This is a genomic window from Bacillus sp. 166amftsu (genome assembly GCF_900107445.1).
Taxonomy (GTDB): Bacteria; Bacillota; Bacilli; order Bacillales; family Bacillaceae_G; genus Bacillus_A; species Bacillus_A arachidis.
Genome location: NZ_FNQA01000001.1, coordinates 506,980 through 531,340 on the forward strand (window position 1 = coordinate 506,980; position 24,361 = coordinate 531,340).

Annotated in this window: 31 protein-coding genes and 1 riboswitch; of the genes, 13 read left to right on the forward strand and 18 right to left on the reverse strand. The window is 36.2% G+C overall.

From position 1 onward, the window contains the following. Positions 1 to 7: 7 nt before the first annotated feature. From BLV40_RS02865 to spoIIM, 7 genes are all read right to left on the reverse strand, one after another. Positions 8 to 829 carry a purine-nucleoside phosphorylase gene (locus tag BLV40_RS02865; RefSeq protein WP_026590080.1) on the reverse strand — a complete coding sequence of 274 codons (822 nt, stop codon included), beginning with the start codon at positions 827 to 829 and terminating at the stop codon, positions 8 to 10. Between the two features lie 13 nt (positions 830 to 842). Further along, on the reverse strand, positions 843 to 2,027 hold the full coding sequence (gene deoB / locus BLV40_RS02870; protein ID WP_026590079.1) for a phosphopentomutase: 1,185 nt from the start codon (positions 2,025 to 2,027) through the stop codon (positions 843 to 845). A 365-nt stretch (positions 2,028 to 2,392) separates the two neighbouring features. Continuing rightward, complete coding sequence (locus BLV40_RS02875) at positions 2,393 to 3,133, reverse strand: FixH family protein (protein ID WP_090687370.1); 741 nt, start codon at positions 3,131 to 3,133, stop codon at positions 2,393 to 2,395. Positions 3,134 to 3,507: 374 nt separating this feature from the next. After that, positions 3,508 to 4,398 (reverse strand): site-specific tyrosine recombinase XerD, encoded by an 891-nt coding sequence (gene xerD, locus BLV40_RS02880; protein ID WP_026590077.1) that lies wholly within the window; start codon positions 4,396 to 4,398, stop codon positions 3,508 to 3,510. Between the two features lie 6 nt (positions 4,399 to 4,404). Next, entirely contained in the window at positions 4,405 to 4,635 is a 231-nt protein-coding gene (locus BLV40_RS02885; protein ID WP_026590076.1) for a YqzK family protein, read from the reverse strand. A 104-nt stretch (positions 4,636 to 4,739) separates the two neighbouring features. Further along, entirely contained in the window at positions 4,740 to 5,195 is a 456-nt protein-coding gene (locus BLV40_RS02890) for a ferric iron uptake transcriptional regulator (RefSeq protein WP_000392653.1), read from the reverse strand. 106 nt (positions 5,196 to 5,301) lie between these two features. After that, entirely contained in the window at positions 5,302 to 5,949 is a 648-nt protein-coding gene (spoIIM, locus tag BLV40_RS02895) for a stage II sporulation protein M (protein ID WP_026590075.1), read from the reverse strand. A 124-nt stretch (positions 5,950 to 6,073) separates the two neighbouring features. Here spoIIM and BLV40_RS02900 point away from each other — a divergent pair, with 124 nt between their 5' ends. Further along, on the forward strand, positions 6,074 to 6,625 hold the full coding sequence (locus tag BLV40_RS02900; protein ID WP_026590074.1) for a GNAT family N-acetyltransferase: 552 nt from the start codon (positions 6,074 to 6,076) through the stop codon (positions 6,623 to 6,625). Between the two features lie 22 nt (positions 6,626 to 6,647). On the opposite strand, the gene BLV40_RS02905 is transcribed toward BLV40_RS02900, so the two are convergent. After that, positions 6,648 to 7,187 carry an NUDIX hydrolase gene (locus BLV40_RS02905; protein ID WP_090687373.1) on the reverse strand — a complete coding sequence of 180 codons (540 nt, stop codon included), beginning with the start codon at positions 7,185 to 7,187 and terminating at the stop codon, positions 6,648 to 6,650. Positions 7,188 to 7,261: 74 nt separating this feature from the next. Here BLV40_RS02905 and mciZ point away from each other — a divergent pair, with 74 nt between their 5' ends. Both mciZ and BLV40_RS02915 read left to right on the forward strand, forming a co-directional pair. Then, on the forward strand, positions 7,262 to 7,390 hold the full coding sequence (gene mciZ, locus BLV40_RS02910; RefSeq protein WP_026590072.1) for a Z-ring formation inhibitor MciZ: 129 nt from the start codon (positions 7,262 to 7,264) through the stop codon (positions 7,388 to 7,390). Positions 7,391 to 7,443: 53 nt separating this feature from the next. Further along, complete coding sequence (locus tag BLV40_RS02915) at positions 7,444 to 8,358, forward strand: aldo/keto reductase (RefSeq protein ID WP_090687375.1); 915 nt, start codon at positions 7,444 to 7,446, stop codon at positions 8,356 to 8,358. Positions 8,359 to 8,388: 30 nt separating this feature from the next. Here the strand turns inward: BLV40_RS02915 and BLV40_RS02920 are convergent, their stop codons facing one another. The 3 genes from BLV40_RS02920 to BLV40_RS02930 form a co-directional block, all read right to left on the reverse strand. Next, positions 8,389 to 9,216 carry an aldo/keto reductase gene (locus BLV40_RS02920; RefSeq protein ID WP_026590070.1) on the reverse strand — a complete coding sequence of 276 codons (828 nt, stop codon included), beginning with the start codon at positions 9,214 to 9,216 and terminating at the stop codon, positions 8,389 to 8,391. Positions 9,217 to 9,366: 150 nt separating this feature from the next. Then, the gene (locus BLV40_RS02925) at positions 9,367 to 9,891 is read right to left on the reverse strand and encodes a GrpB family protein (RefSeq protein ID WP_026590069.1); all 525 of its coding nucleotides are present in this window, start codon (positions 9,889 to 9,891) and stop codon (positions 9,367 to 9,369) included. A gap of 69 nt (positions 9,892 to 9,960) precedes the next feature. Next, the gene (locus BLV40_RS02930; RefSeq protein WP_026590068.1) at positions 9,961 to 10,215 is read right to left on the reverse strand and encodes a YqkE family protein; all 255 of its coding nucleotides are present in this window, start codon (positions 10,213 to 10,215) and stop codon (positions 9,961 to 9,963) included. A gap of 233 nt (positions 10,216 to 10,448) precedes the next feature. On the opposite strand from BLV40_RS02930, the gene BLV40_RS02935 reads away from it, so the two are divergent. Together BLV40_RS02935 and BLV40_RS02940 are read left to right on the forward strand one after the other, a co-directional pair. Further along, on the forward strand, positions 10,449 to 12,038 hold the full coding sequence (locus BLV40_RS02935) for a bifunctional metallophosphatase/5'-nucleotidase (protein WP_090687377.1): 1,590 nt from the start codon (positions 10,449 to 10,451) through the stop codon (positions 12,036 to 12,038). Between the two features lie 182 nt (positions 12,039 to 12,220). Beyond that, complete coding sequence (locus tag BLV40_RS02940) at positions 12,221 to 12,664, forward strand: ferritin-like domain-containing protein (protein WP_090687379.1); 444 nt, start codon at positions 12,221 to 12,223, stop codon at positions 12,662 to 12,664. A gap of 47 nt (positions 12,665 to 12,711) precedes the next feature. Here the strand turns inward: BLV40_RS02940 and BLV40_RS02945 are convergent, their stop codons facing one another. After that, complete coding sequence (locus tag BLV40_RS02945; RefSeq protein ID WP_026590065.1) at positions 12,712 to 13,188, reverse strand: ribbon-helix-helix domain-containing protein; 477 nt, start codon at positions 13,186 to 13,188, stop codon at positions 12,712 to 12,714. Between the two features lie 134 nt (positions 13,189 to 13,322). On the opposite strand from BLV40_RS02945, the gene BLV40_RS02950 reads away from it, so the two are divergent. Together BLV40_RS02950 and BLV40_RS02955 are read left to right on the forward strand one after the other, a co-directional pair. Further along, a complete protein-coding gene (locus BLV40_RS02950; protein ID WP_090687382.1) occupies positions 13,323 to 14,324 on the forward strand; it encodes an alpha/beta fold hydrolase in 1,002 nt (333 codons plus the stop codon). 128 nt (positions 14,325 to 14,452) lie between these two features. Beyond that, positions 14,453 to 15,772, forward strand: a complete 1,320-nt coding sequence (locus BLV40_RS02955; protein WP_090687384.1) for a Na+/H+ antiporter family protein — start codon at positions 14,453 to 14,455, stop codon at positions 15,770 to 15,772. A 30-nt stretch (positions 15,773 to 15,802) separates the two neighbouring features. Here BLV40_RS02955 and BLV40_RS02960 read toward each other — a convergent pair whose 3' ends face one another. Both BLV40_RS02960 and BLV40_RS02965 read right to left on the reverse strand, forming a co-directional pair. Next, positions 15,803 to 16,732, reverse strand: coding sequence for a LacI family DNA-binding transcriptional regulator (locus tag BLV40_RS02960; protein ID WP_090687386.1), 930 nt, complete (start codon positions 16,730 to 16,732; stop codon positions 15,803 to 15,805). Positions 16,733 to 16,885: 153 nt separating this feature from the next. After that, positions 16,886 to 17,365 (reverse strand): GNAT family N-acetyltransferase, encoded by a 480-nt coding sequence (locus BLV40_RS02965; RefSeq protein ID WP_090687388.1) that lies wholly within the window; start codon positions 17,363 to 17,365, stop codon positions 16,886 to 16,888. Between the two features lie 78 nt (positions 17,366 to 17,443). On the opposite strand from BLV40_RS02965, the gene BLV40_RS02970 reads away from it, so the two are divergent. Next, entirely contained in the window at positions 17,444 to 18,367 is a 924-nt protein-coding gene (locus BLV40_RS02970) for an alpha/beta hydrolase (RefSeq protein WP_090687389.1), read from the forward strand. A gap of 17 nt (positions 18,368 to 18,384) precedes the next feature. On the opposite strand, the gene BLV40_RS02975 is transcribed toward BLV40_RS02970, so the two are convergent. After that, positions 18,385 to 18,630 carry a DUF2552 family protein gene (locus BLV40_RS02975; RefSeq protein WP_026590059.1) on the reverse strand — a complete coding sequence of 82 codons (246 nt, stop codon included), beginning with the start codon at positions 18,628 to 18,630 and terminating at the stop codon, positions 18,385 to 18,387. Positions 18,631 to 18,733: 103 nt separating this feature from the next. On the opposite strand from BLV40_RS02975, the gene BLV40_RS02980 reads away from it, so the two are divergent. Beyond that, a complete protein-coding gene (locus BLV40_RS02980) occupies positions 18,734 to 18,973 on the forward strand; it encodes a CDGSH iron-sulfur domain-containing protein (protein WP_139265454.1) in 240 nt (79 codons plus the stop codon). A 38-nt stretch (positions 18,974 to 19,011) separates the two neighbouring features. Here BLV40_RS02980 and crcB (BLV40_RS02985) read toward each other — a convergent pair whose 3' ends face one another. Next, positions 19,012 to 19,365: a fluoride efflux transporter CrcB gene (gene crcB, locus BLV40_RS02985; RefSeq protein ID WP_026590057.1), complete on the reverse strand. Its 354-nt coding sequence runs from the start codon at positions 19,363 to 19,365 to the stop codon at positions 19,012 to 19,014. Next, the gene (gene crcB, locus BLV40_RS02990) at positions 19,362 to 19,766 is read right to left on the reverse strand and encodes a fluoride efflux transporter CrcB (protein ID WP_026590056.1); all 405 of its coding nucleotides are present in this window, start codon (positions 19,764 to 19,766) and stop codon (positions 19,362 to 19,364) included. The genes crcB (BLV40_RS02985) and crcB (BLV40_RS02990) overlap by 4 nt, the downstream gene beginning before the upstream one ends. A gap of 145 nt (positions 19,767 to 19,911) precedes the next feature. Continuing rightward, positions 19,912 to 20,056, forward strand: a riboswitch (FMN riboswitch). A 305-nt stretch (positions 20,057 to 20,361) separates the two neighbouring features. Between crcB (BLV40_RS02990) and ribD the strand changes: the two genes are divergently transcribed. Genes ribD through ribH form a run of 4 tightly spaced genes read left to right on the forward strand, consistent with a single transcriptional unit; the run spans position 20,362 to position 23,790 of the window. After that, positions 20,362 to 21,474 carry a bifunctional diaminohydroxyphosphoribosylaminopyrimidine deaminase/5-amino-6-(5-phosphoribosylamino)uracil reductase RibD gene (gene ribD, locus BLV40_RS02995; RefSeq protein WP_090687391.1) on the forward strand — a complete coding sequence of 371 codons (1,113 nt, stop codon included), beginning with the start codon at positions 20,362 to 20,364 and terminating at the stop codon, positions 21,472 to 21,474. Next, a complete protein-coding gene (gene ribE, locus BLV40_RS03000; RefSeq protein WP_026590054.1) occupies positions 21,456 to 22,100 on the forward strand; it encodes a riboflavin synthase in 645 nt (214 codons plus the stop codon). The genes ribD and ribE overlap by 19 nt, the downstream gene beginning before the upstream one ends. A 12-nt stretch (positions 22,101 to 22,112) precedes the next feature. Further along, positions 22,113 to 23,306 (forward strand): bifunctional 3,4-dihydroxy-2-butanone-4-phosphate synthase/GTP cyclohydrolase II, encoded by a 1,194-nt coding sequence (locus tag BLV40_RS03005; RefSeq protein WP_090687392.1) that lies wholly within the window; start codon positions 22,113 to 22,115, stop codon positions 23,304 to 23,306. Between the two features lie 22 nt (positions 23,307 to 23,328). Next, positions 23,329 to 23,790 carry a 6,7-dimethyl-8-ribityllumazine synthase gene (gene ribH / locus BLV40_RS03010; protein WP_026590052.1) on the forward strand — a complete coding sequence of 154 codons (462 nt, stop codon included), beginning with the start codon at positions 23,329 to 23,331 and terminating at the stop codon, positions 23,788 to 23,790. Between the two features lie 20 nt (positions 23,791 to 23,810). On the opposite strand, the gene BLV40_RS03015 is transcribed toward ribH, so the two are convergent. Continuing rightward, positions 23,811 to 24,131 carry a hypothetical protein gene (locus BLV40_RS03015; RefSeq protein WP_026590051.1) on the reverse strand — a complete coding sequence of 107 codons (321 nt, stop codon included), beginning with the start codon at positions 24,129 to 24,131 and terminating at the stop codon, positions 23,811 to 23,813. Between the last annotated feature and the right edge of the window lie 230 nt (positions 24,132 to 24,361).

Sequence of the window (24,361 nt, forward strand, 5' to 3'; positions counted from 1 at the left end):
TGTAAACTCATCCCTTCATTTGTTTTACAATTGCTTTTACTAATGCTAAGAAATTAGATTTTACACGTTCTGTTGTTTCAATTACCTCATCATGATGAAGTGGTTGATCTAAAATACCAGCTGCCATATTTGAAATACAAGAAATACCAAGTACTTTCATACCAGCATGACGTGCAACGATAACTTCTGGTACAGTTGACATTCCAACCGCATCGCCACCAAGTGTACGAAGCATACGGATTTCTGCAGGTGTTTCATATACTGGGCCTGTCATCGCAACATATACACCTTCTTGTATTTTAATGTTTAAATCAGTTGCAACTTGTTTTGCCATCATACGAAGTTCTTTTGTGTATGATTCAGACATATCAGGGAAACGTACTCCCATTTCAGAATCATTTGGTCCAATCAATGGATTGTGTCCCATAAAGTTAATGTGATCTGTAATTAACATTAGATCTCCTGGTTCAAATGATGTATTTACACCACCAGCTGCATTTGTTACAACAACTGTTTCTACACCTAGTTCTTTCATAACACGAACTGGGAATGTTACCTTTTGCATGTCATATCCTTCGTAATAATGGAAACGACCTTGCATTGCCACTACTGTTACACCTTGAAGTGTACCAAATACAAGCTGACCAGCATGACCTTCTACAGTTGAAACAGGAAATTCAGGAATTTCACTATACGGTACTGTTACAGCATTTTCGATTTCATCTGCTAATACACCTAGTCCAGAACCAAGGATAAGTCCTACTTGTGGTGTTTCTTGGAATTTCTCTTTTAAGTATGAAGCTGATTTTGTAATAAGTTCACGATTCATTATATTTTCCCCCTTATTTCTTTAAGTTGTTTAAGAAACTTGTTCCGTATTCTGGCATTGCTACACCGAAGTTTTCTGCTACTGTTGCACCAATATCAGCAAATGTTTGACGAAGTGCTAATTCTTCTCCGCCTTCTTTCATGCTTGGACTATATGCCAATAATGGTACATATTCACGCGTATGGTCTGTACCATGGTGAATTGGATCATTACCATGATCCGCTGTAATTAGTAATAAATCATCTTCTTTTAGTTTTTCAAATACTTCTGGAAGACGTGCATCATATTCTTGCAACGCCTCTCCGTATCCTTGAGGATCACGGCGATGACCAAACAGCGCATCAAAATCAACTAAGTTCAAGAAGCTAAGACCTGTAAAGTCCATATTTAATGTATCTACAAGCTTGTCCATTCCATCCATATTCGATTTTGTACGAAGAGATTCAGTTACGCCTTCTCCGTCGTAAATATCAGAAATTTTGCCAATTGCAATGACATCATAGTTACTGTCTTTCAATTCATTCATGACTGTACGACCGAATGGTTTTAATGCATAGTCATGACGGTTTGGTGTACGTGTGAAGTTTCCTGGCTCTCCAATGAATGGACGAGCAATAACACGACCTACCATATACTTTTCATCCAGTGTTAACTCACGTGCAATTTTACAAATGCTGTATAGTTCTTCAAGTGGTACAACTTCTTCATGTGCAGCAATTTGTAATACGCTATCAGCGGAAGTATAAACAATTAGAGATCCAGTTTCCATTTGCTCTTGACCAAGTTCATCAAGAATTTCAGTTCCAGAAGCAGGTTTATTCCCAATAATTTTACGTCCTGTTTTTGCTTCTAATTCATCTAATAATTCTTTTGGGAATCCTTCTGGGAACACTTGGAATGGCTTATCAATGTAAAGACCCATTATTTCCCAATGACCTGTCATTGTATCTTTACCAGTAGATTTCTCTTGCATTTTTGTATAATAGCCAAGTGGTTTCTCTACTTTTGAAATCCCTTTCATTTCACGAATGTTACCAAGGCCTAATTTCACCATATTTGGCATTTGTAATCCGTTCATATGTTCAGCAATATGACCGATTGTATCAGAGCCTAAATCGCCAAATTTTTCAGCATCCGGTGCTTCTCCGATTCCTACTGAGTCCATTACGACTAGGAAAATACGTTTATATTTATTCATAACTGCAACCTCCTTTATGTTCAGTTCCACTCCTTGTAGTATGTTCAAAACGTTGTAAAGTGAAACTGCTATCAATGAGAATTCTCTCGTTTTCCACTTACTAAAACACTTCTTCAAGTCATGCTCCAACCCTCTTCGCTCTATTTTCAAACGAAGCAAAAAAACTTTCCTGTTTTTTCTAAGTCAGATGTCAGACATCTTATGTTGATATCATAACATGTTTACGCTTTCTTTTTAATACATTTTCGTAGAAATTCTTATTTTCTTCACATTTTCTATTGTAATCCATTCTGCACTGAAGTGCTAATGAAATTATGATTTATTTCATTAACCTAAAGAAAAAAGCAGCTCTAAAGAGCCGCTTCTTATTTTACTTCTACTGTTTCCTCTTTATGTTCGTGAAGTTCACCTTTTTTCACATGAACTTTCACTTTATAAGCACCATTTTCTTTAAATGTATGTTTACTTACATACTCACCTTTATCCCCTTCCTTTGCGGGAATAAACTCATGCTTTTCAACGCCATCTTTCCAAATTTCAAGCTGTACTTCAGCTCCAGTTAACGCTTCTTCTTTTTGCTTCAAATGAACTTTCATTGTTGATTCATTATTTGCTTTTACATCGCCAGCCATAAGATGAATCATCGTATCACTCTTGTGACCACCGTGCCCTGCTTCATGGCCACCTTTTTCTTTCTTCGCATCTTCAACTTTCGCATTTCCTACAGCTATTTTCACTTCTGGCATAACATGCATTTCACGTGCATTTGTATGTGCAATAACATGATACACACCATCAGATGGGAATGTTTTTTCTACTGCATAAACACCTTTTCCTTTATGTTTACCGTTTAGCATTTCATGTTTCTCTTCTCCATCTTTCCAAATTTCGAACTTCACATCGTCAGCATCCGTTACTTTTTCTTTTCCTTGTGTAACAAGTGCCTGCACTTCTGTTTTTTCATTTGGTTTAATTTCTTTCGGATTTGTTTGAACCGCTACTTTCACTTCTTCAATTTTGTCTTTTTTCGTTGATTCTTCTTTCTTTGTATTACAACCAGCTAATGCTAGCATCGCGATAAATAAAGTAATTACAAGTTTTTTCATTTTGATTTCCTCCTTTATACTTTATTTAGTATAGAGGATATACCAGTTCATATTCCAGCCTTCTGCTGAAAACAATGTACGAAATGTTTGTGAAGTTTTTGTGAATTCCTCACATCTACTTACTTTTTATTCTCAAAACGCTTTATTCGTTTACTAATTAGCTCTGGCAATACACATTCATTTTGATTTTCCCACATATAAGTCGCGGCTATAAAGAACAAAAGGTTACCGCTACTTATTTTCTCTCTTCGTTTTCACCTGGCATAGGGCAGGAAAAAGAACTGACCGCTTCTATGCATGGCCGGATTCTCTCCCACCTAAAACACTTTCTCAATTTGTACTTATATAAATAAAAAATAAAAAGAGCATAATACTTATGCTCTCGGATGAAACTGTTTATATACATCTTTTAATCTAGTTTTTGAAACATGCGTATAGATTTGCGTTGTTGAAATATCTGCATGCCCAAGCATTTCTTGTACAGCACGCAAATCCGCTCCATTCTCTAATAAATGAGTCGCAAAAGAATGTCTTAATGTATGCGGCGTAAGCTCTTTTTCTATATTGGCCTCTTTTGCTAAGCGCTTTAAAATCTTCCAAAAACCTTGACGTGACAATCGATTACCATGATGGTTCAAAAATAGTGCATCGACTGCTTTCTTCCCCATTAATTCTTTTCTTCCCTTTTCAATATAACGTTGAATTGCTTCCGTAGCCAAACTTCCTAATGGGATGATCCGCTCTTTATTCCCTTTTCCAATGCAGCGAACAAACCCCATTGTCAAATGAACATCCTCTAAATTTAGTGCTATCAATTCAGAGACGCGGAGTCCTGTTGCATACAGCAACTCTAGCATAGCCTTATCCCGAATACCGAACGCACTTGTCGCTTTGGGCATTTGAAGTAATGCCTCTACCTCGCTCACTGACAATACTTTCGGTAATTTCCTCTCACCTTGAGGTGTTTCAATATGTACAGATGGATCGTGTTCTACCACTCTTTCACGAAGTAGAAATTGATGAAATGAACGAATAGAGGCAATGTGGCGTGCCAAAGTTTTTGATGATTTTCCGTTCTCTTTTAAATACTGCAAAAAATTCACAATGTGCATCCTTGTCACTTCATGAAATGTTTTTATTTGTTCGACATTTTGTAAATACTTCACATAGCTTTTTAAATCACGTTCATAAGATACAACTGTATTTTTTGCTAAACCTTTTTCAACAATCATATAATGAATAAAATCTTTTAATTGATCTTCCAATCTACACTACTCCCCATTTTCATAGAAAAAAATTATTCTATTTACAAAAGCATCTTTTGCCGGTTCCTCATTCCCTGATACTTTTTCTACTGTCTCCTCTTTTGGTTTTTCGTAACGATGATAACTTTCATATTCTTCATTTACCCATAGTATAGCGAAATAAAACAAAATCGTACAACCTGTAAATAATAAAAATACCTTCATCCCATCAAAAGTTAATTGTAAAGCTCGGCGCATGGTAAACTCCTCCAAAATATATGTTATTACAACATATGCCAAGCTTTCTGCGATTTATACCTAAATTCAAATAAAAAACCTCTTCCTAGCTAAATAGGAAAAGGTTATTTTTCATCCGTTTCATTTTCTTGACAATTTTTACAAATCCCATGGAAAGTTAAACGATGGTCTTTTACCTTGAAGCTCCAGTCTCGTTCTACTTTTTTCTCCACTTCACCAAGTAAATCCTCTTGAATTTCTTGTACAGCACCACATTGCGTGCAAATCAAATGATGATGGAAACGCTGTGCACCTTCTTGGCGTAAGTCATAGCGTGAAACACCGTCTCCGAAGTTAATTTTATCAACAACTTTTAACTCAGATAATAACTCTAAAGTTCGATAGACGGTTGCTAATCCGATCTCTGGCGACTTTTCTTTTACAAGGAGGTAAACATCTTCTGCACTTAAATGATCTTCTTCATTTTCCAGCAGCACACGAACTGTTGCTTCACGTTGTGGTGTTAATTTATAGCTCGCTGCATGCAATTGCTTCTTAATTCGTTCAATTCTCTCTTCCATTCGGTACTACTCCCTCCTCGCCACTCTTACACCATTATATCAGAAGAAGGACTTCTGTCAAAAGAAAAACAATGAAAATAACTTGATAATCATTCTCATATAGTATTTATTTTTTATTGATAACTTCCACGACTTCTTTCATTAACACTGGTGACGCATATGCTTCAATGCTAGAAGCAATTGCTAATACTATGCCAATAACAAGAAAGAAGCAAGTATAGCGGATTAATAACGGTAGTAGTGGCTCGGTAATTTTTCGAATAAATTGATGCCTAATCATACGTAAAGAAAAACTTGCAGCAATTGTCGTCATGACAAGAAACGCTGGAATGATAATTAAATTTTGTGGCAACACAGATACAAATGCTAATAACAATCCATTCCATCCATGCTGACTAACTAAAAACCCTACTGTAAACCCAACAACTACCCCTTTTAAAAATAATAAAATAAAAATTAGTGGCAATCCAATAATTGAAATTCCTAACAACCAAATAAATCCAATATATTTTAATTGTGAAAAGAAACTTTCTCGAAACATGTCGCTCGCAATTGCAAATTCTCCTTTGGAAACTTGTCCAAAAAATCGATTCAAATAAAAAGATAGATCTTGTTTTTGATTGACCTCTAGGCTATTTACAAGAACGGCTCCAAACACCACACCCATCAATAACAAAACAGAATTAAATATATATAGCGAAGAATTCTCTTGTATATGAGAAATTACACGATCTTGCCAAGTTTTTCGTAACATTTTTCTTCCCTCCGTTCACACTCTTACTAAAATGTATGAAAGAAAGAAAAAAGTATGACGAATTAACATTGAAATTCCGCTCTACTTTGCTAAACTTAAAAGTAGAGAATAGGAGGGATTTTACTTGAAACCATTATTATTAGATTTTCCAACATTATTTCAAACTGAGCGCCTGCAAGTACGCAAACCATTTCCAGGAGATGGAACAGAAGTATATGAAGCAATTCAAGCTTCTTTAGAAGACTTACAACCTTGGATATCCATTACATCTGAAACAGAAGAAAGTGCTGAGGAAACAGTCCGAGAAGCTCACGGACAATTTTTACTTCGTGAAACATTAGCTTTTCATTTATATGATAAAGCCAATGGTACATTTATCGGCGCCCTTACCCTTCACCCAGAAAATTGGGATATTCCAAAGTTTTCAATTCGTTTCTGGCTACATAGCGCTTATACAAAACAAGGATATATGACAGAAGCGTTGAAAGGTGCTGTCCAGTTTGCTTTTGATAAGCTTAATGCTAGACGACTTGAAATTCGCTGCGATGCTACAAATGTAAATGCATGTACTTTAGCAGAACGTCTTGAATTCATTTTAGAAGGCACACTCGAAAATGACTTTCTTGCTCCAGACGGCAGCTTACGTGACACACGCGTTTACGCCAAAATTAATTAAAACACTCGCCTAAGGCGAGTGTTTATTTTTGTAATTGTAAGTATTGCACAGCAAACATCGTCTTCGCATCATGAATACGCTGATTTTTCATAAGTTCAATGGCTTCTTCTAGTGAAACTTCCATTAACTCTACAAATTCATCTTCATCTAAAGCCGCTTTATTTTCTTTTTTCTTTAATCCTGTCGCTTTATACACATATAAAATTTCATCAGCAAAACCTGGTGATGTGTAAAAAGATGTGATGAATTCCATTTCATCACATACATAACCCGTTTCTTCTTCTAATTCACGAATTGCTGTGACCTCTGGCTTTTCTCCAGGCTCTAATTTTCCCGCGGGAATTTCAACAATCTCTTTTTCAAGAGCTTTACGGTACTGCTCAACAAGCACAAGCTTCTCTTCATCTGTAACAGCGATAATTGCAACGGCACCAGGATGATTTACAATCTCACGTTTACTCATTTCTCCATTTGGCAATACTACATCATCAACACGAACTTTAATAACTTTTCCATCAAAAATTGGCTCAGTTGCAACTGTTCTCTCTGCAAGATTACTCACAATATTTCATCTCCCTATTCTATTTCCTAATCGTTCTTCATACATTTTACCACACTGAAAGGAGCGTGATAAAAATGAAAGTATATATTTTACCGAATCGTATCACATTGGTCGGGAAAGCTTGGCAAATTCGTAATAAACTAAAACAATATGGAAAAGAGTACACAACTGTACAAGACTGGATTAACGCAAGCAAAAAGTAAACGTTTGTCAACCTTCTTCTACTTTCGTACAATATAAGATAGGGGGTTGAGCGATGAAAAAACGACAATTAGGAAACTCAGATTTATATATTACTGAAATAGGACTCGGTTGCATGTCTCTTGGCACCGATGAACACGAAGCAATCCGCATCATCCATGAAGCAATAGATTTAGGAATTAATTTTTTTGATACGGCAGACTTATACAATTATGGATTAAATGAAGAATTTGTTGGGAAAGCCCTTAAGGGAAAACGCGATCAAATTGTTCTTACAACGAAAGTAGGAAATCGCTGGACAGATGGCAAAAACGGTTGGTCTTGGGATCCTTCTAAAGCTTATATAAAAGCAGAGGTAAAAGAAAGTTTACGCCGCCTGCAAACGGATTATATTGATTTATATCAACTTCACGGCGGAACAATAGAAGATCCTATCGATGAAACAATCGAAGCGTTTGAAGATTTAAAACAAGAAGGTGTGATTCGTCATTACGGTATCTCTTCTATCCGTCCAAATGTTATTCATGAATATGCAAAACGGTCTAACATTGTTAGCGTATTAATGGAGTACAGTCTATTAAATCGCCGGCCAGAAGAATGGTTTTCGTTCTTACAAGATAATCAAATTAGCGTGATTGCCCGCGGGCCACTCGCAAAAGGTTTATTAACTGACAACAATGAAAGAAAGATAGAAAAAGTGAAAGAAAAAGATTATCTTTCTTATTCTTATAATGAGTTAACAGAAGCTTTAGCTACTGCTAAAGCAATTACAAAAGGGCGTTCATTAACCGAAACAGCTCTTCAGTATTGCTTATATGATCCGGCTGTTGCAACTGTTATTCCAGGTGCTAGCTCTATTCAGCAATTGCGAGAAAATGTACAAGCCACCAAACAATCTCCATTAACAACTGAAGAATACAAACAAATTCAAGCAACTACTAAATATGATACATACACATCACACCGTTAAAAAAACGCTACCGAAAATGGTAGCGTTTTTTTACAATGTATCATATTTATCAGGGTTTGTACCTACATGTAAATTACGATCCAGCGTATCAATCTGCTTGATTTCTTCTTCTGTTAATGAAAAATCAAAAATCGTAAAGTTCTCTTGAATACGAGATGGTGTAACAGATTTAGGAATTGTTACGATACCACTTTGAATATCCCAGCGTAAAATAATTTGAGCAGGTGTTTTTTCATATTTTTTAGCAATCTCTTGAATAATTGGATGCTGAAAGACTTCGCCACCTCTCATTAACGGACTCCACGCTTCCATTTGAATCTGTTCATTTTGACAAAAATCACGTAATTCAAACTGCGCGAGCATCGGGTGAAGTTCTACTTGGTTCACCATCGGCTTCACATTACAATTTGGCAAAAGCTGCTCTAAATGATGTTGGTGAAAATTCGAAACGCCTATTGCACGCACTTTTCCTTCTTCATATAATTTCTCAAGAGCCCGATATGTATCTATGTATTTTCCTCTTATTGGCCAGTGAATTAAATATAAATCTACATAATCCATTTGTAATTTCTTTAAACTTTTATCAAATGCTTGAAGCGTCGTTTCATAACCTTGATCGTCATTCCATACTTTTGTCGTAATAAACAATTCTTCACGGGCAATCCCCGATTCACGAACCGCTTCTCCGACACCGCTTTCATTTTCATATACAGTCGCTGTATCAATAGAGCGATATCCAACTTCTAAAGCTGCTTTTACTGCTTGTTTTACTTCTTCTCCCTCTTTTGCTTTATATACACCTAAACCAAGCATCGGCATTTTCACACCATTACGAAGTGTAGTTGTTGGAATATACATGATTGTTGCTCCTCCTTCTTCTCTCCTACGAATGATATAGAGAGGTGCCATAAAATTTTTGTAACCATCACCTTATTTGAACAAGATTTATAGCAAAAGTCAAAAAAATACATTCAGTTAACATAATATTTTTATAAAAATAACACGTTCTTACTTGCTCACGTTACTTTCTAACCACTCTTTTGCTTTCACATCAATATTACGTACAAAATCAGTCTTTCCTTCTGTATATTGATCTCCATCATATGTGAATTTTTCTGCTAAGTCATTTTTTAATGCCGCATAAGCTTCTGCTTCTTCACAATGTGCCATCATATAATCACGAAATGCTAAATGACGTGTGATTTCTGGATTTCCTGTTTCAAATACATGTAAATGATACGACCGTTTTTCTTCCGTTCCATGGATAAAAAAACGCCGACCGGAAATACCATTTTCACCTTTTACAATGTAACCGAGTTTTTCAAAGCGCTCTTTCCAATTGTCTACTCTCTCAATATCTTCCACCTCCATAATCATATCAACAATCGGCTTTGCTGCGAGCCCTGGTACTGATGTACTACCAATATGATGTACCTTCACAGGTTCTGGCATTGCTATTTTTAGCCTCTTCGCTTCTATTTGAAACTTCTCACTCCAATGGTTTTCATAAGGAACGACTACAATCTTTCTCATCCCAATTCCCCTTTTCTTATCAAATCGTTAAAAAAATCATCAGGATAATACCGCTGATGATTTTTTATATTATTTAAAGTCTTTCCAAGTGAGATTACTTTCACTTAATAGTTCTTCAAACGATTTATTCTTTTCTCGTTCCTTTTGCTCTTTACGTTTTCTTTCTTGTTCTTCTATTTCTTTTTGCTCAGCTCTTACTTGTAATTCTTTCTTCTTACTTTTCAATTGATTCATTAGTGATGCATTCAATTGATCACCAATGGTAATAGAATCTTTCTCTGTCTGATGATTCATTTGTGTTTGTCTTTGCTTCTTTTTCTTCATACTACTCACCTTTTACTTTTTTCTCCATTATAGGGGAAATGACTCCCTCTCCACAATAAAAAAGCCCATTCTCTTTCGATTCCCCTACTATTTTTATCTCGTAAAGATGTAAAGGGAAAAATAAAGTTTCATTAATTTTTATAATAAAAAGAAATTTTGTAGCATTAATCCTCTTAATCTATTAAAATTATGTCGTATGATGTCAGATTATAAAAAAAAGGGAGAGAAATTTCATGTGGAAAAAAGTCATTCCTGCTGCTCTAGTATTAAGTACGATTACCTTCTCAAGTGTATTCGCTGCACCACCGTCTCAGACACCAGCAGAACAAAACCGCTACATAGACGTACAAATGCTTGGTATTAACGACTTTCATGGACAATTAGACACTGTAAAGAAAATTAACAACAAAGAGGCAGGGGGCGCCGAGTACTTAGCTGCTTATTTACGTGATCGTGAAAAGCAAAATCCAAATACATTAATGGTTCATGCGGGTGATGTCGTCGGAGCAAGTCCTCCAGTTTCAGCACTACTACAAGACGAACCAACAATTGAATTTTTAAATGATTTAGGATTTGATGTTGGAACGATTGGAAACCATGAATTTGATGAAGGAATAGACGAAATGCATCGTCTTATTTATGGTGGATACCATGAAAAAACAGGGAATTTCAAAGGAGCAAAATTCCCGTACGTTGCTGCCAATTTCTACAACAAATCAACTGGTCGCTTATTTCTACCACCATTTACTGTGAAAATGGTACAAGGGGTTCCTGTCGGCTTTATCGGGGTTGTAACAACAGATGTTCCTAACGTTGTTATGCCTACTATGCTAAAAAATGTACAAATTACAGATGAAGTTGAAGCAATTAACACATCTGTAAAACAACTGAAAAGACTAGGTGTTAAATCTATCGTTGTTCTTGCACATAATGGAGGTACAACGGATAATAACGGCGTAACAAATGGCGATATCGTTCGCTTAGCAAATGAGACTGACCCAGAAGTCGATGTGATTTTCGGCGGTCATAGTCATACTTATGTAAATGGAACCGTTAACAACAAGCTTGTCGTACAAGCAAATTCTTATGGAATGGCCTTTGCCGACGTAGATGTAAAAATTGATCGTAAAACAAAAGATATTGTTGGGAAAAAAGCAGAAGTTGTTACAACCTACCATGAAGGAATAAAACCTGATCAACAAGTGAAAAAGAAAATGGATCAGTATCAAGAAAAAATTGCTCCTCTTGTAAATCAGGTTGTTGGAAAATCTACCGCTCCAATGGATCGTAAACAAAATGACGCGGGCGAATCCACTCTTGGAAATTTAATTGCTGATGTTCAGCGCGAGACCATGAATACTCAAATTGCCCTTATGAATCCTGGTGGTATTCGCAATGATCTAGATGCTGGCGATATTACATGGGGAGAATTATATGGCATTCAACCATTTGGGAATCAATTGATAAAAGTTAATTTAACTGGTCAAGACATTCGAGATATTTTAAATCAACAATGGCAAAAAGACATAACAAGAATGCTTCAAATTTCAGGTATTCAGTACACTTGGGATGCGAATAAACCAAATGGTGAAAAAGTTACAAATATCCACTTAACAAACGGAGAAGAGTTAGTTGCCTCTAAAACTTACAGCGTCGTTGCAAATGCCTTTCTAGCTTCGGGCGGTGATGGATTTGTATCCTTTAAAAATGGAAAAGATGCTGAAACAGGACCAACTGATTTCGAAGCGTTAGTGAATTATGTAAAACAAGCAAAGGAACCAATTCAACCTATTATTGATGGAAGAATTCAAAAACTGAACTAGTTTTTTCTATACGAAAATACGTTAATACTAAAAAGAGCTCCACTATATTCTCACTTAAAACCCCCATGTTCATTTAGAATACGGGGGTTTTTCATACATAACCTAAAATCTATTCTAAAGGATATGCACCCAGTATCTTCATTCCCCGTAAAATATATAAGAATAAACTGGGAGGGGAAAAAATGTATTCCTATTCAAATAATTACAATTTTATATACAGACAAAACGAAAAATTAATTGTTGACATCGAAAAAGCCATCAATGGAGAGTACAGCGCAATAAATTGTTATGCTAAATTAGCTAATTTGGCTTCACAAAATACTGAGCGAAATCAAATTCTTGAAATCCGCCAAGATGAAATAAAACATTTTCAACAATTTGTACAGATTTACATCAGCTTAACGGGTAGGCAACCTCAACCAAAAATCATTGAAGAGTGTCCAAATTTTTATGAAGAGGGATTAGAATTCGCGCTACAAGACGAACAACGAACTGTTGACTTCTACTTAAAAATTGCAGATGATACTACAAATCAATTCATTAAAGAAGCATTTCGTAGAGCAGCAGCAGATGAACAAAATCATGCCGTTTGGTTCTTGTATTATTTTTTTAAAACTAAAAAATAATACTACAAAGGATACATGCTTTTGCATTGAACATAGTATCCTTCCCTTCATTTATCTTGATACAATTCATCAGCTTCTTTATACTTTCGTAAAAATTCTATCAACGCTTCTTCTACAATTTTAGATTTATGAACTCCTGTCGCATCAGCTATAACGTCTAATTTCTCTAAAATCTCCGTACATATAGAAAAAGTGCGTTTTTTCTTCTCATTACTTGTGATTATTTTGGGGAGAATAAGTTCCTCGCGTTTTCGCAATAATTCATAAATATTTTGCAATTGTTCATAAATCAAAACCTGATAATCTGTTTTTACATATTGAAGTGCAGTTGCTTCTTGAAGATATAAATGGCGGGGCTCTTCTCCCTCTCCAATAAATATTCGTTTCTTCTGTTCACCATCATATTCATATCCAAGTATCCTTAACTTTTTCGACAATGCATAGGGACTCATATCGAGGCGTTTCGCAACTATGGCAAGTGGTTCACGTTTGTTCAAGCAATCTATAATTTCTCCAATCGTCACTTCCTTCCTCCTCTCCCTAAGCGTTCATAGTTGAAATATAGCCTATATGTTATGATACAATAACTTTTTAACAGTATATGCAAGATAGTACACCCGTGCGATACATACTCTTAGAGAAAAGGAGATTTTTTTATATGCTTTTTCGTAGCCACACTCCAAAGTTTTACAATGAAAGAAAGAGTCCAATTCCAAATAGCGTCGCTACGATAGAAAGCGTTACGATTAACAATCGCAAACAATCTCTACTTATTCGTGGTCAAGATATAAATCAGCCTATTTTATTATGCTGTCACGGTGGCCCTGGCATGGCACAAATTGGATTTATTCGCCATTTTCAAAAAGACTTAGAAAAGCACTTTATTGTTGTCAATTGGGATCAGCGCGGAGCAGGGAAAACTTTTTCTTGGCGAGATATTAAAACACCATTCACAATTGAACAATTTATTTTAGATGCACTTGAAATAATAAAATACCTTCTTTCTCGCTTCAATAAACAGAAACTATTTCTTGCTGGACATTCTTGGGGAAGTATTATCGGCCTACAAATTACAAGTCAATATCCACACCATATTGAGGCCTATATTGGCATTGGTCAGATTGTACATATGAAACAAAACGAAGAATTACTCTATCAACACTTAATTCATTCTGCAAAAAAACATGGGCACGAGCGGGCATTGACTTCACTTTCAAAACTTGGAAAACCTCCTTTTCTAGATATGCGGCGCTTGATTATTCAAAGAAAATGGCTTGGTACATTTGGAGGATCCGTGCAAAATGGGACTTCATTTTCCTTCATTCGAAAAGGGCTATTCTCTTCAGAATATACATGGTTAGATTGGATAAAATTTCTCGCTGGAAATATGAAATCTGGGACGTTATGGGAAGAAATGCTCACAATAGATTTCTTTTCTACAATTTCAAAGCTTTCTGTACCTATTTATTTCTGTTCTGGTCGTTTCGACTATCAAACGCCTTATGCACTCGTTCAACAATATTGCGACATGATTCAAGCACCCATCAAAAAAATGATTTGGTTCCCAAACTCTGCTCATTCACCAAATTTAGAAGAACCTGAACTTTTTGCACGATCTTTATGTTCTATCAAACAAGAGCTATCTTTTCCACACCAGTAATCGGTATACCTTTTACATTTCACAAAAAACACTTTATAATTACATGTCGCAACTTTACTCTGTTAGTACCTATACCTACCTAAGATAAGTTGCAGAAACAGAAAAAGATCAGGGAGATTACATTTATTATGAATGCTGTACTCGTCGCAGTTGCAGTGATGTTACTGCTTAGTTTATTACGTGTCCAGGTCATTGTCGCTATTATCGTCGGTGCTTTAACAGGTGGACTAATTGGTGGTCTTGGAATTTCAGAAACAATCAATACTTTTACCATAGGTCTTGGAAACAGTGCTCCAATCGCTTTAAGTTATGCCATGCTCGGAGGATTTGCTATTTCTCTTTCCAAAACAGGTCTTCCCGATGCTATGATCCATACTGCACTGAACTTAATCAGCAACGAAAAAGACACGAAAAAACAAACATATTCAAAAATGCTCATTTTATTTATCATTTTAGCAATGGCTTGTTTTTCACAAAATATTATTCCGGTCCATATTGCTTTTATCCCCATTTTAATTCCAGCACTCTTAAAAGTCTTAAATGAATTAGAAGTGGACCGTCGGCTTGTTGCATGTCTTATTACATTCGGATTAATCACTCCTTACATGTGGATTCCAACTGGATTTGGAAAAATTTATCACGATGTATTACAAACAAATGCACAGCAAAGCGGTCTTACATTTGATGTAGCACTCATTCCAAAAGCCATGACCATTCCGGCAATAGGAATGATTATTGGTCTATGTATCGCTGTTTTTATTTCATATCGTAAACCACGAACTTATCATGCTGAAACCATTCATACTCCATCTGATGAAATTGTACCTTATACGAAAAGAAGCATTTCTTTTGGGTTATTGTCTATTGTCGCAACACTAAGTGTACAACTAGCAACAGAATCAATGATTTTTGGTGCATTAGCAGGTATCATAGTATTATCCATTAGTGGCAGTCTTCCTTTAAAAGAAGCTGATGCCATTTTGACTAGTGGTATGCGCATGATGTCATTTATCGGTTTTGTTATGATTTCTGCAGCAGGATTCGGAGCAGTTCTTCGAAAAACAGGACATGTTGAATCGCTTGTTCAAACAAGTGCTGATTTAATTGGGAACAGTAAGCCACTTGCTGCCTTCCTTATGCTTATTATCGGTCTGCTTGTTACAATGGGAATCGGTTCTTCCTTTTCTACCATTCCGATTTTAACAACTATCTTCGTTCCGCTATGTATCCAACTTGGCTTTAGCCCGATGGCCACCATTGCTATTATCGGTACAGCTGGTGCATTAGGTGATGCTGGTTCTCCAGCATCGGATAGTACGTTAGGACCTACCTCAGGTTTAAATGCTGATGGCAGGCATCATCATATATGGGATACGTGTGTCCCTACTTTTCTTCACTACAATATCCCGTTACTTATATTCGGTTTTATTGCTGCAGTCACATTATAAAAAAAGGTGCGTTTTACTTGGACGCACCTTTTACTTTGTCGATTCTCGTTCAATTAATAGAAACTCTTCTTCCTGCACTTCCTCATGTTTTACTTGTTTCTTCTTTATTTTTCCTACTAAGCTTTGAACAGCTAGTACTCCTTGTTTTTCAAAAGACCTTCCAATCGTTGTCAAAGATGGCATAACCCATTCACCTTGTAAACTTCCTTTAAAACCAACAACCTGCAAACGCTCAGGTATATGAATACCAAGATAGCTTGCTGCACGGACGACTGCAATTGCAACAGCATCACTAGAAGCCACAATACCATCAATATATGGATACTTTCGTAACAATTCAATAATTTGTTTTTCTTCAGGTCCCTCTATTCTTTCTTTTCGATAAGCAAGACCCTCTTCCCAAACTGCATCTAAAAATCCAGATACATGTTCTTCCATTGTCTCATCTTCTACCTCTTCTCCCATATAAGCAAGAAAATGACAACCTTTTTCTTTTAACAAAACAACTGCCTTTCTAGCACTTTCGTAATATGTAGAAAGCTCTCCTGCTTCATCAAGTATGACAAACGGAATGGAAATATTATTCAGCCGCTTGAATATGTCGTTCGTCATAATAACACCAGCAATATTATTTTGCATTAGTATATCTATATAATCACTCTTATTTTCTATGTTACAAATAACAATTTGATATCCCTCTTTATATGCAGCCTCTTCTACTGAACGAAGCAATGTTATATATAATGGATTTTCTAAATTTGATACTAATATAGCAATCATTGTCGAAGATTTTTTAAATAATGCCTTCGCTACAGCATTAGGTTTATACTGTAACTCTTCAATTGCTTGTTTTACTTGTTTGACTGTATCCTCATGGACATACCCTTTTTCGTTAATTACTCGTGAAACGGTTGCGACTGAAACACCGGCCGATTTTGCAACATCACGTATGGTTGCCACATCTTCACCCCTTAATATGGTAATAGCTTACAATTCAAACCTAAAACAAAGTAGGACATTCGTCAATATTATTATTCTATATTTCTGAAAATTGTTACACGAATACTTCTTACTCCTTACATTTTCCATCTTCAACATATGTAAAGAGTGATTTTATATATTCATTTTTTCTAGTTGAATTTCATGTGAAATCGTAATATTGTCATAACCAATGAGAGGAATTTCTCGCTTTATCTTCCTCGCCTCCTTAACCGCATCTATGTATAAGTTAGTCATGATAAAATCACGTTTCTGATAGAAACGAAGTGCATTCGTGTTATCGTTTGTCGTAATAAGCCACACCTTTTTACAACATTGTTTTTTGGCAATATTAATTACATACTCTACAAGTTTCGTTCCAGTTCCCTTTTTCTCCTTAAAGCTATCTAATGAAACAATCTCACAATCATTTCCTCTTATTTCATATGTAATAATTCCTATTATTCTGTTATCTTCAATTGCAATAAAACCGGGTAATTGGTCTAACTGATGTGCTCTTCCACGTGAAACCATCAGCGTGCTTCCCCAATTTTCACGCATAAATAGCGCAATTGTTCCTCTCATTTCTTCTGTAATTTTTTGTATTTGAATCATGGTTCACTCTCTCCCCTTTTTACATCATTATGATACAATATAAGAGTATCATATGTAGAGGTATGTGGAGGATGAGGTATGAAACGTTTTTTTACAGCATTGCTAACCATAATGGGAGCCTTAATTGGTATCGGTATTTTCTTTACGAATAAAGTAATGTACTTAAAGAAAAAAACAGAAGAAGAAATTTTAGAGCGTGAAACAAAAAAACATTTTCGCTTAGAGGATTTTAATGCCATTCCAAAAGAAGAGGTTCGTATTCCATCTCAATTTAAATATGAAATTCACGGGTATTACATTTCTGCAGGCAATTCTAATAAGTTTATGATTTTTTGTCACGGTGTAACCGTAAATAAAATAAACTCTGTCAAATATGCAAATTTATTTTTAAACAGAGGATATAACGTATTTATTTATGATCACCGTCGCCATGGTAAAACCGGTGGTAAAACGACAAGTTATGGCTATTACGAAAAACATGATTTAAAGACGATAGTTGATTGGCTAAAAGACCGTTTTGGAACAAATATTATACTGGGCATTCATGGAGAATCGATGGGGGCTGCGACACTCCTTCAATATGCAGGAATGGTGGAAGATGGTGCTGATTTTTATATTGCAGATTGTCCATTCTCTGACTTTTATGGCCAGCTACAACATCGCTTAAAAGTCGAATTCCATTTACCGAAATGGCCGCTACTACCATTAGCAAATGCCTTTTTAAAAGTACGGGACGGTTATACAATACGAGAAGTTTCTCCAATCGATTGTGTAAAAAACATAAATAATCCAGTTCTTTTTATTCACAGTAAAGACGATGACTATATTTTATGTGATATGACAAAAGCACTTTATGAAGCGAAAGAAAATAATAAACAGCTCTTTATTGCAGAACACGGTGCACACGCTTGCTCTTATAATGAGAACCGGCAAGAGTATGAAGCTGCAGTGGATCAATTCTTAAAAACATATGTGAAAGAAACAAAAAACAGGCTTGCATAAGCCTGTTTTTTGTCACTTTATTGCCCTAACACATCTGTAACTTGTTCCATATTTTCAGAGATCCATTTTACCGCTTCTTCGAGCGTTTGAAATTCTGTCGTTTGAAATGTTACTTCATCTTGAAGTAGCCACACATCTTTAGGCTCTTGTCCCGCACCTGCAATCGACCAATGAAGTAAGCTATATGGATGATTATCATTTAAAAACGATGCCCAAGTGCGCTCATTTGCAATATTTTGTAATGTACGTAATTGTTTATTCATGTTTCTTCACCTTACTGTATTTCAGTTATAAACGTTATTATAACATTCTCTTCCACTACATACAAAGTACAGTTTTCTATTGTCAAGTACTTCCTGTAATTATATGATGAACGTAAGCGTTTGGGAGGGAGGGATAACGTTGGCAAAAGTTCAAATTAAAGTGAATGATAATGGTTCATTTCGCATTACAGGGGATGTGGAATTAATCGACTCACAAGGGAATGCTTTCCCTGCAAAGCCTGCATTTTCTTTATGTCGCTGCGGCTTATCAAAAAATATGCCTTATTGTGATGCTTCACATAAAGGAAAATTTGAGTCTGTCGTTCGAGCACCAAAGGAATAATAATACGAGAAGCATGCAAAATGATTTGCGCATGCTTCTTATAAATATCCTATATAAAAACCTAGAAACGCACAAAAAATGCCTATTATATAACTCATTACTAAATATAATAACGCCTTTTGTCCCTCACGTTTATGTATTAATTGAACCAATTCAAACTTAAATGTTGAAAAGGTCGTAAATGCCCCCATAAACCCTGTTCCGCATAATAATAACCATGTATTACTCACATTAGCTCCATACAACAGACCCAGCAAGAATGATCCAACTATATTTACAAATAATGTTCCATACGGGAATACATTCCCGTATTTTTTTTTCATTACATTACTAATAGAGAATCTAGCAACAGCTCCGCAAAAGCCACCGATTCCTATAAGTAAAATATTCATAGCGCTCCTTCTTTCTTCATGCTTTTTTCATATAGTGTATTCCCAAGATAAAATCCAAATAAAGACAAAAGCAATCCTCCAACTATACTTGTACTTACATAATAAAATGCCATAAAAAATGCTTCATGTTGCATTAATTTTAATGTCTCCATGCTAAATGTTGAAAAAGTAGTAAAAGATCCAAGCATTCCTGTTCCAACGCTACTCATTATCGTTTGTGAAACATGTTTCATACGAAATAAATACATCGTTAAAAATGCTAATAAAAAACTACCAATCATATTCGCTATCCATGTTGCCAGCGGAAAAGAATCGACTGAAGGAGTATCAATCCATTGTCCTAATCCATACCGAGCTAAAGCCCCAATAACACCACCGATTCCTACTGCAATATATTTCATATCCTCACCTCATTTATGTATGCACTGAAATCTTTCTCATGCTAGTATAACAAACTTTATCCCTCCCTTCATTTTCATGCAATTCTTCACATTCAAATATTTTTTACTATCCTTTTTTCTTTTTTGTGCTATAATGTGAGCAAACAGCATCCTTCGGGGTCGGGTGAAATTCCCAACCGGCGGTGATGAAGTGCACACTTCTAAGTCCGTGACCCGTTTTCACTCTTGGAAACGGTGGATCTAGTGAAATTCTAGGGCCGACAGTATAGTCTGGATGGGAGAAGGATATGTTTTCTAGTTCTTATATAGCGAATACACTTTTATTTTGGCGTACACATGTGTACTGATTCGTTTTGAATCACTGTATGTGTTTTCTTTCATATACCTATTTTTCTATGCTGAAATAAAAAGATACGACTAGCGTATGAAAATTGATAGTTTGCTAGGTTTTTTTCTCATGCAAAAATATCAATCATCGTTAGGTTTCTTTCTTATACTTTCGTATTCGAGCTATACTTCTAGAAATCACGTCTCCCAAACCCCAAGGATATTAATCCTTGGGGTTTTTTGATTTTTCTTAGGAGAGGTGAAAAGAATGACAGACCAAGAATATATGAAGATCGCCTTACAGTTAGCACAAAGCACTGCAGGGCAAACAAGTCCAAATCCAATGGTCGGCGCTGTTGTTGTAAAAGATGGAAACATCGTTGGAATGGGAGCACATCTGCGCGCAGGTGAGGAACACGCTGAAGTTCATGCTCTTCGTACGGCTGGTGACAAAGCAAATGGATCCACTGTATATGTAACGTTAGAGCCGTGCAGTCATTTTGGAAAAACTCCGCCGTGCTGCGATCTACTCATTGAAAAAAAAGTGAAGCGTGTAGTAATTGCTACACTTGATTGCAATCCGCTCGTTTCAGGTAACGGCGCAAAACGTTTACAAGCGGCAGGTATTTGTGTAACTACCGGTGTTCTTGAAGAGGAAGCCATCACATTAAATCGCTACTTTTTCCACTATATGAATACAAAACTACCGTTTGTAACAATAAAAACAGCAATGAGTTTAGATGGAAAAATAGCTACTACTACTGGAGAAAGCAGATGGATTACAGGTGAAATAGCTCGCGAAGATGTTCATCAATATCGTCATACGCACGATGCCATCCTTGTTGGAGTCAATACTGTTATAGCTGATAATCCATCTTTAACAACACGTCTTCCAAACGGAGGCAAGCATCCGATTCGAATTATTTTAGATACACATTTACGAACGCCGCGATCCTCTCATGTCATAACAGACGGGATAGCGCAAACATGGATTATTGTTGGAAAAGATGTAAAGAAAGAAAAAATAGCCACCTACGAATCTCAGGCAGTATCTGTACTTCAAATGCAGACGAGCCAAATTGAAATACGTGATCTCCTCCTCCTTCTTGGTGAAAAACAAATTCTTTCACTCTTTGTTGAAGGTGGACAATCCGTGCATGCGAGCTTTTTAGAAGCAAAGTGTTTTAATGAAATTGTAACTTATATAAGCCCTAAATTAATTGGTGGAAAAGCCTCTCCAACTATGTTTGGTGGCACCGGATTTAACAAGCTACAAGATGCAATTTCTTTGCAAATTCAAGAGATGAAACAACTTGGTGATGATATAAAAATCGTCGCTACAGTGCGAAATGAGGTGCTTGCATGTTTACAGGAATTGTAGAAGAGCTTGGAACTGTTTCGAATATAAGTCAAAGCGGAGAGGCCATGAGGCTAACAATTACCGCAAATACAATCTTGTCAGATGTAAGATCAGGAGACAGTATCGCTGTAAATGGAATCTGTTTAACCGTCACTTCTTTTACAGCGTCTTCGTTTACTGTTGATGCCATGCCGGAAACAATGCGAGCGACATCACTCCGTATGCTCGGTACCCGTTCTAAAGTGAATTTAGAACGAGCAATGGCTGCAAATGGGCGTTTTGGTGGCCATTTCGTCACAGGGCATATTGATGGAATTGGAACCATTGTAAGTAAAAAACAGCACTATAATGCGATATATTACAAAATTGAAATTCCAGATGATTTGCTCCGTTATTGTTTACACAAAGGATCGATAGCTGTTGATGGCACAAGCTTAACGATATTTGATATAGATGAATCTTCCATTACCATTTCGCTCATTCCGCATACAGTAAGTGCATCTATTATTGGGGAAAAAGCAGCTGGAGACATCGTAAATATTGAATGTGACATGATTGGAAAATATATTGAGCGTTTCATTTCAAAGCCCAAGAAACAGAGCAGTTCAGTTACAGAGAGCTTTTTACAAGAAAACGGATTTCTATAAGGAGGAAGCACAATGTTTCATCGTATTGAAGAAGCACTAGAAGATTTAAAACAAGGAAAAGTCATTATTGTATGTGATGATGAAAGCCGTGAAAACGAAGGAGATTTCATCGCTTTAGCAGAGAACATCACACCTGAAACAATTAATTTTATGATTACACATGGCCGTGGTCTTGTCTGCGTACCGATTACAGAGCAATATGCAGAACGCTTACAGTTAGAACCTATGGTTTCTCATAATACAGATTCCCATCATACTGCGTTCACAGTAAGTATTGACCACGTTTCTACAACAACAGGTATTAGTGCTTACGAACGCGCGACAACTGTACGCGAGTTATTAAATCCAACATCAAAAGGAACAGATTTTAATCGTCCAGGGCATATTTTCCCTTTAATTGCAAAGGAAGGCGGAGTACTGCGCCGCGCTGGCCATACAGAAGCAGCTGTTGATTTAGCAAAATTATGCGGTGCGGGACCAGCAGGGGTCATTTGTGAAATTATAAAAGAAGACGGTACGATGGCACGTGTTCCTGATTTAGTACAAGTTGCAGAACAATTTGATATAAAAATGATTACGATTGAAGATTTAATTGCTTATCGCCGCCATCATGAAACACTCGTAACAAGGGAAGTTGAAATTACATTACCGACAGATTTCGGTACATTTCATGCAATTGGTTATTCCAACTCGCTTGACCAAAAAGAACATATCGCTCTCGTAAAAGGAGACATCTCTACTGATGAACCTGTTCTCGTTCGTGTTCATTCTGAATGTTTAACTGGCGATGTTTTCGGCTCATGCCGTTGCGATTGTGGTCCACAGCTCCATGCCGCCCTCGCTCAAATTGAACGAGAAGGAAAAGGCGTTCTTCTTTATATGCGCCAAGAAGGTCGCGGGATTGGGCTGTTAAATAAGCTCCGTGCATACAAATTACAAGAAGAAGGATTAGATACAGTTGAAGCAAATGAAAAATTAGGGTTTCCTGCAGATCTTCGCGATTACGGCATTGGTGCTCAAATCTTAAAAGATCTAGGCTTACAGCAATTGCGTTTATTAACAAATAATCCAAGAAAAATTGCCGGCTTGCAAGGGTATGATTTAGAAGTTGTGGAACGTGTACCGTTACAAATGCCAACAAAAGAAGAAAATAAAGTATATTTACAAACAAAATTAGAAAAATTAGGTCATTTACTAAGTTTATAATATATAAAGGGAGAGATATAATATGGTATTCGAAGGTCATTTAGTTGGTACAGGATTAAAAGTCGGAGTTGTGGTTGGACGCTTTAATGAATTTATTACAAGCAAACTATTAGGAGGCGCATTAGATGGGTTGAAGCGCCATGGGGTAGAAGAAAACGATATTGATGTCGCATGGGTTCCAGGTGCATTTGAAATTCCATTAATCGCAAAGAAAATGGCTGGTAGCGGCAAATACGATGCTGTCATTACACTAGGAACAGTCATTCGTGGTGCTACAACTCATTATGATTATGTTTGTAATGAAGTTGCAAAAGGCGTTGCCTCTTTATCATTACAAACAGACATCCCAGTTATTTTCGGTGTATTAACAACTGAAACAATTGAACAAGCCATTGAACGGGCTGGTACGAAAGCTGGTAACAAAGGCTATGAATCGGCAGTTGCTGCGATTGAAATGGCTCATTTATCCAAACAATGGGCATAAAAAGAGGCTTCGGCCTCTTTTTATTTTTTTACTTTTTTCCGCACATCTTGTATCAATTCATCCATTGTTTTTCCTTCTGTTTTAATACGAAGATTTTGAGCGGTTTTCCACACATTTTCTCGCCTTTTTTCTTCCTCTACAATATGAATTTCTTTCCGCACCTCTTTTAAGTCTTTCCCCTCAGTTTCAATACCAAAATGCTCAGCTTTTGTTCGAAAATGCTGTTCAATTCTTTGCTGCATTTCTTTCTGCTCTGGATTTTCAGCCGCTTTAACAGGATCAGTACTTATCGCTTTTAATAAAATAAGAAACGTCATAATAGCTAATATATATTTGTGCATGTGAAATCCTCCAACCCAAGGTAAATTACATCTTTACTTTGTACAATTACAGGTTGGAAAATTCGTCCACGAAATTAATTTTTTCACTAAAAATCCGCATATCTGAAGGACTAAAGATAATTTATTACATTTTATTTACAATGAAATCCCGTAAAATAATCTATTTCTTTTATAATTAAAAACAGCCATTGTTTCATGAAACAATGGCTGTTTTGTATAACTTTTATTTC

What these genes read in the sequence shown, in the direction of transcription:
- BLV40_RS02865 (WP_026590080.1), bottom strand. Translation starts at nt 829, where the DNA reads ATGAATCGTGAACTTATTACAAAATCAGCTTCATACTTAAAAGAGAAA.
- deoB (WP_026590079.1), bottom strand. Translation starts at nt 2,027, where the DNA reads ATGAATAAATATAAACGTATTTTCCTAGTCGTAATGGACTCAGTAGGA.
- BLV40_RS02875 (WP_090687370.1), bottom strand. Translation starts at nt 3,133, where the DNA reads ATGAAAAAACTTGTAATTACTTTATTTATCGCGATGCTAGCATTAGCT.
- BLV40_RS02885 (WP_026590076.1), bottom strand. Translation starts at nt 4,635, where the DNA reads ATGCGCCGAGCTTTACAATTAACTTTTGATGGGATGAAGGTATTTTTA.
- BLV40_RS02890 (WP_000392653.1), bottom strand. Translation starts at nt 5,195, where the DNA reads ATGGAAGAGAGAATTGAACGAATTAAGAAGCAATTGCATGCAGCGAGC.
- spoIIM (WP_026590075.1), bottom strand. Translation starts at nt 5,949, where the DNA reads ATGTTACGAAAAACTTGGCAAGATCGTGTAATTTCTCATATACAAGAG.
- mciZ (WP_026590072.1), top strand. Translation starts at nt 7,262, where the DNA reads ATGAAAGTATATATTTTACCGAATCGTATCACATTGGTCGGGAAAGCT.
- BLV40_RS02915 (WP_090687375.1), top strand. Translation starts at nt 7,444, where the DNA reads ATGAAAAAACGACAATTAGGAAACTCAGATTTATATATTACTGAAATA.
- BLV40_RS02920 (WP_026590070.1), bottom strand. Translation starts at nt 9,216, where the DNA reads ATGTATATTCCAACAACTACACTTCGTAATGGTGTGAAAATGCCGATG.
- BLV40_RS02925 (WP_026590069.1), bottom strand. Translation starts at nt 9,891, where the DNA reads ATGAGAAAGATTGTAGTCGTTCCTTATGAAAACCATTGGAGTGAGAAG.
- BLV40_RS02930 (WP_026590068.1), bottom strand. Translation starts at nt 10,215, where the DNA reads ATGAAGAAAAAGAAGCAAAGACAAACACAAATGAATCATCAGACAGAG.
- BLV40_RS02935 (WP_090687377.1), top strand. Translation starts at nt 10,449, where the DNA reads ATGTGGAAAAAAGTCATTCCTGCTGCTCTAGTATTAAGTACGATTACC.
- BLV40_RS02940 (WP_090687379.1), top strand. Translation starts at nt 12,221, where the DNA reads ATGTATTCCTATTCAAATAATTACAATTTTATATACAGACAAAACGAA.
- BLV40_RS02950 (WP_090687382.1), top strand. Translation starts at nt 13,323, where the DNA reads ATGCTTTTTCGTAGCCACACTCCAAAGTTTTACAATGAAAGAAAGAGT.
- BLV40_RS02955 (WP_090687384.1), top strand. Translation starts at nt 14,453, where the DNA reads ATGAATGCTGTACTCGTCGCAGTTGCAGTGATGTTACTGCTTAGTTTA.
- BLV40_RS02965 (WP_090687388.1), bottom strand. Translation starts at nt 17,365, where the DNA reads ATGATTCAAATACAAAAAATTACAGAAGAAATGAGAGGAACAATTGCG.
- BLV40_RS02970 (WP_090687389.1), top strand. Translation starts at nt 17,444, where the DNA reads ATGAAACGTTTTTTTACAGCATTGCTAACCATAATGGGAGCCTTAATT.
- BLV40_RS02975 (WP_026590059.1), bottom strand. Translation starts at nt 18,630, where the DNA reads ATGAATAAACAATTACGTACATTACAAAATATTGCAAATGAGCGCACT.
- BLV40_RS02980 (WP_139265454.1), top strand. Translation starts at nt 18,734, where the DNA reads ATGATGAACGTAAGCGTTTGGGAGGGAGGGATAACGTTGGCAAAAGTT.
- crcB (WP_026590057.1), bottom strand. Translation starts at nt 19,365, where the DNA reads ATGAATATTTTACTTATAGGAATCGGTGGCTTTTGCGGAGCTGTTGCT.
- crcB (WP_026590056.1), bottom strand. Translation starts at nt 19,766, where the DNA reads ATGAAATATATTGCAGTAGGAATCGGTGGTGTTATTGGGGCTTTAGCT.
- ribD (WP_090687391.1), top strand. Translation starts at nt 20,362, where the DNA reads ATGACAGACCAAGAATATATGAAGATCGCCTTACAGTTAGCACAAAGC.
- ribE (WP_026590054.1), top strand. Translation starts at nt 21,456, where the DNA reads ATGTTTACAGGAATTGTAGAAGAGCTTGGAACTGTTTCGAATATAAGT.
- BLV40_RS03005 (WP_090687392.1), top strand. Translation starts at nt 22,113, where the DNA reads ATGTTTCATCGTATTGAAGAAGCACTAGAAGATTTAAAACAAGGAAAA.
- ribH (WP_026590052.1), top strand. Translation starts at nt 23,329, where the DNA reads ATGGTATTCGAAGGTCATTTAGTTGGTACAGGATTAAAAGTCGGAGTT.
- BLV40_RS03015 (WP_026590051.1), bottom strand. Translation starts at nt 24,131, where the DNA reads ATGCACAAATATATATTAGCTATTATGACGTTTCTTATTTTATTAAAA.